Source organism: Cytophagia bacterium CHB2, from assembly GCA_030263535.1.
In the GTDB taxonomy this organism is placed as follows: domain Bacteria; phylum Zhuqueibacterota; class Zhuqueibacteria; order Zhuqueibacterales; family Zhuqueibacteraceae; genus Coneutiohabitans.
On sequence record SZPB01000461.1, the window covers coordinates 1 to 4,274 of the forward strand.

2 protein-coding genes are annotated in these 4,274 nt (G+C 54.5%); both read left to right on the forward strand.

Features of this window, described 5'->3' with window-relative positions; genetic code table 11:
• Positions 1–256: 256 nt before the first annotated feature.
• Positions 257–1,939, forward strand: coding sequence for a T9SS type A sorting domain-containing protein (locus FBQ85_27235; protein MDL1878826.1), 1,683 nt, complete (start codon positions 257–259; stop codon positions 1,937–1,939).
• A gap of 111 nt (positions 1,940–2,050) precedes the next feature.
• Positions 2,051–4,274: hypothetical protein (locus tag FBQ85_27240; protein ID MDL1878827.1), on the forward strand; the 2,224-nt coding region annotated here is incomplete at its 3' end.

Consider the following 4,274-nt stretch of genomic DNA (forward strand, 5'->3'; position numbering starts at 1 on the left):
CGCTCTGGCAGGGCGCGACCGGTGATCCGTCGCAACAGCGTTTCGAGTATGAAGATCCGGATCATCCCGGCCAGTTGAAAAGCGTACATGTCGAACTGAACGTGGCCGAATTCACCTTGCGGATTCCGTTCAAACCGGAAATGCGCCGCCTCGAGCTTTATCGCATGGCGCCGGCTGCGCCTGATCAAAGCCGGCCAAAAGTTGTGCGCCAACTCATCGGTAGTATTCCTTTGGTGTGGCCGGGAGGTGAGCCGTAATGAAGAAAATTATCGCTGCAACTCTCCTTAATCTTTCAGAGGTTCATTCGTTGCAAAAAAAGCAAAGAATTCTTCCAACGGATGGAAACAACCCAACCGATAGAATGTTTCTTTTCATCCGCTGGGTTGTTTCTATCCGTTGGGGATTTTCTTTTTGGTTTCGGCCTATCTGCATTGCAAAGATAGGGAGAAAGATCGGGGCCGCCGCTTTTCTTCTCGTTTTGTCGTCCGCGCAGTTGCACGCGCAAGCCACGATCCAACAGATTTTGCAGAATGGCGCGACCGGCAGCCGCCTCAACCTCGTCATGCTTTCCGAGGGCTATACCAGCCAGCAATTGCCGGCATTCGTGAGCGATGCGACCACGATGTTGAACAAGCTGCTGAATACGCCGCCCTTCAAAGAATATAGCAGTTACTTCAACGCCTTTGCGATTGCGGTGGCCTCGAACGAGTCCGGTTCGGATCACCCGGCGAGCGGCGTTTTTCGCGATACTTTTTTCAACAGCTCGTTCGACAGCTTTGACATCCCAAAACTGCTCACCATCCCGCCTAATGATCGCGACGAGAATTACGCCAAGGGCAGGGGCAGAGTCGATTCCTTGCTGCAACTGCTGATGCCGGAGTACGACATTGTGATTCTGATCGTCAACGACCCGCAATTTGGCGGCTCCGGCGGTGTACCGGCCATTACTTCGATCAACCCCGGCGGCCCGGAAATCGTCGTCCATGAGCTTGGCCATTCTTTTGCCGGCCTCGGTGATGAATATTCGACGCCCTTCCCCGGCTATCCCGAGGTCGAAGAGCCGAACACCACCCGCGAGACACGCCGGGATTTCATCAAGTGGCGGTCGTGGATTTCGGTGAGCACGCAAATCCCAACGCCGCCAGTTGCGTCGCAATATGCTGCGGCGATCGGACTCTTTGAAGGCGCGCATTATCACGCGACAGGCTGGTTTCGCCCCAAGCTTAATTGCAAGATGCGCACGTACGGCGTGGCTTTTTGTGAAGTGTGCACGGAAACGCTGATCAAGTCACAGTATGCTGTGATCAGCCCGATTGAATCGTTTTCTCCACCAGCAAAGGCCATCGCGCTTAACGCCGGAGATTCAGCGTCGTTTAGTGTCGTGCCCATGCAGCCGGCGACGCAGGAGCTCGGCATCCAATGGTTCATCGATGGCGTACCGGTGAGCAACGCCACTTCGCCGGAGTTTCGTGTATTCGCTGAAGAACTGGGAGAGGGCGCGCACCAGATTAAAGTCAAAGTTTTCGACAACACGGCGCTGGTGCGGAACGATCCCCTCCAGCTTCTGAGCGATTCCACCAGTTGGACGATCAATGGCACCGGCGATGGCAATGATCCTTCGCACGCCATCCCAGCATACTATTCACTCGAACAAAACTATCCCAACCCGTTCGCCCCGCTCGGTCGGGGCACCTTCGGCAACCCCCAAACCGAGATTCGCTTTGCGCTTCCCGAAGCGGGACAGGTGACGGTGAAAATTTTCAACACCATCGGCCAGGAAGTTCGTACGCTGGTGATGGGCCAGTACGAGACCGGTGTGCATTTCGTAACTTGGAATGGCCGCGACAACAACGGCAATGCGGTCGCCAGCGGCGTGTATCTGTATCAGTTGCAGGCGGATTCATTCCAGCAGGCGAGAAAGATGAATCTGCTGAGATAAAATAAAATGTAAAACACAATACGTGTTTTGTGATTCTTAAAATTCACGCTTTACGTTTTACGCGTTCACGTTTTAACCATACAACCAATTAACCAAGCAGGAGGAGTGTCTATGCGTTACGTTAAAGTTTCCCCTCGTTACGTGCCAATTCTAATGTGGCTCGTTGGGTTGAGCTGCGCCCTCATCGCTTTCACAACGGTGCAGGCGCAAAATTTATCCGCTCTGCCGGCGCAAGAACGGTCGCTGAAACACAGCCAGGTGCGCGTTTATATCACCGATCGCAGTGACATTCTCGCGCTGGCCCAAGCCGGGCTCATTTTGGATCATATCGATTATCGCGGCACGTATTTCGACGCCGTGCTCGATAACGAGGAATTGGCGATTTTGAAAAAAACGGGCCGGCGTCACGAGGTTCTGGTTGACGATTTGGAAGCGGCGTATCGCCAACGCCCGAAGATGAGCGGCGCAGAGTTGAACGCGCTGAAAGCGCAGACGAGCACGCTTTACACCACCCCCAGCAATTTTCATTACGGCAGCATGGGTGGTTACCTGACGTTCGCGGAAGTGGTTGCCGAGCTGGATGACATGCGCGCGCTGTATCCGAATCTCATTTCGGTGCGGCAATCTCTCGGCTTGTCGATCGAGAGCCGCGATCTTTGGATGGTGAAAATTTCCGACAATCCGGATACGGATGAAGAGGAACAGGAGATTTTGTATACCGCGCTGCATCACGCGCGCGAGCCGCAAAGCATGGCCACGGTGATTTATTTCATGTGGTATATGCTGGAAAATTACGGCAGCGATCCCACGGTGACGAATCTCGTCGACAACCGCGAGCTGTATTTCGTGCCGGTGGTGAATCCCGACGGCTACGTTTACAACCAGCAGACGAATCCGAGCGGCGGCGGCATGTGGCGCAAGAACCGGCGCAACAACGGCAGCTCATACGGCGTGGATTTGAACCGTAATTACGGCTATCGCTGGGGCTATGACAACAGCGGCTCCAGCCCGACGCCCTCGAGTACCACCTATCGCGGCGCCGCGCCGTTTTCGGAACCCGAGACGCAGGTGATGCGCGATTTTGCCCTCAGCCGCCAATTTCGCATGGCAAACAATTTTCATGCGCACGGCAACCTTTTGATCTTTCCCTGGGGTTTCATTGGAAATTTCTATACGCCTGATCATTCATCGTATGTCGCCTGGGGCCAGGACATGACCCAATTCAACAACTATCTCGACGGCACTGCCAATCAAACCGTCGGGTATTTGGTCAACGGCGAAGCGAATGATTGGTTGTACGGTGAGCAGATCCAGAAAGGCAAGGTGTTTGGCTTTACCACGGAAGTCGGCACGAGCACCGATGGATTCTGGCCGACCCAAGCTCGCATCATTCCGCTGGCCGATGAGAATGTTTATCCCAATCTGGTTTTGGCTGCGGGTGTGAGTGACCTCACGCCGCCGATCATTGCGAACGTGCAAGCCACCAACGTTACAAGCAGCGGCGCACTCATCACCTGGGACACTGATGAAACTTCCAATTCCGTGGTCGAATATGGCTTGACCACCGGCTATGGCAGTCGGGCCGGCGATACGGCCGAGAATGCGACCTACGTTACCAGTCATGGCGTTGCGCTGAATAGCCTCACAGCCAACACGCTTTATCATTATCGCGTCTTGTCGACTGATCCGATGGGCAATACCACGACATCGGACGATTATACTTTCCAAACGCCGGTGAGCCTCTGGCAGGTTATCACTTTTGATAACTTCGAGAGTGGCATGGGCAGCTACACCGACGGCGGCGCGGACATGTCGCGTTATACCGGCGGCGCAACGAATGCGCATCAAGGCGTTGCCGCGGCTGACATTCAAGATAATAGTGGCACGGCTTCGTCATTCTATCACACCGCAAGCTACAACGTGACCGGCTACACCACGCTGGAAGTCGATTTCTGGTTCAAGATGGTGAGCATGGAAACGAATGAGGATTTCTGGGTGCAGTTCTTCGACGGCACGACCTGGCGAACGGTCGCAACCTTTGCGCGGGCGGGCAGCATCGCAAACAACACCTTTTATCACCAGGTTGTCACGATCTCCAGTGCGACGTACAATTTTCCGACCAACGCCAAGCTGCGGTTTATGTGCGACGCGAGCGACAACAATGATGACGTTTACATCGATGAGATCGAGTTCCGGGGAATGACCGGTGGCGCGTTGGCCAAAGGCGGCAATGCGCTGAGCGCCACCGAAGCGCTGCCGGAAAAATTCGCGTTGCAGCAGAATTATCCTAATCCATTCAATCCCACAACCAACATTCGTTTTGAGCTGCCGGCGG

What these genes read in the sequence shown, in the direction of transcription:
- FBQ85_27235 (MDL1878826.1), top strand. Translation starts at nt 257, where the DNA reads ATGAAGAAAATTATCGCTGCAACTCTCCTTAATCTTTCAGAGGTTCAT.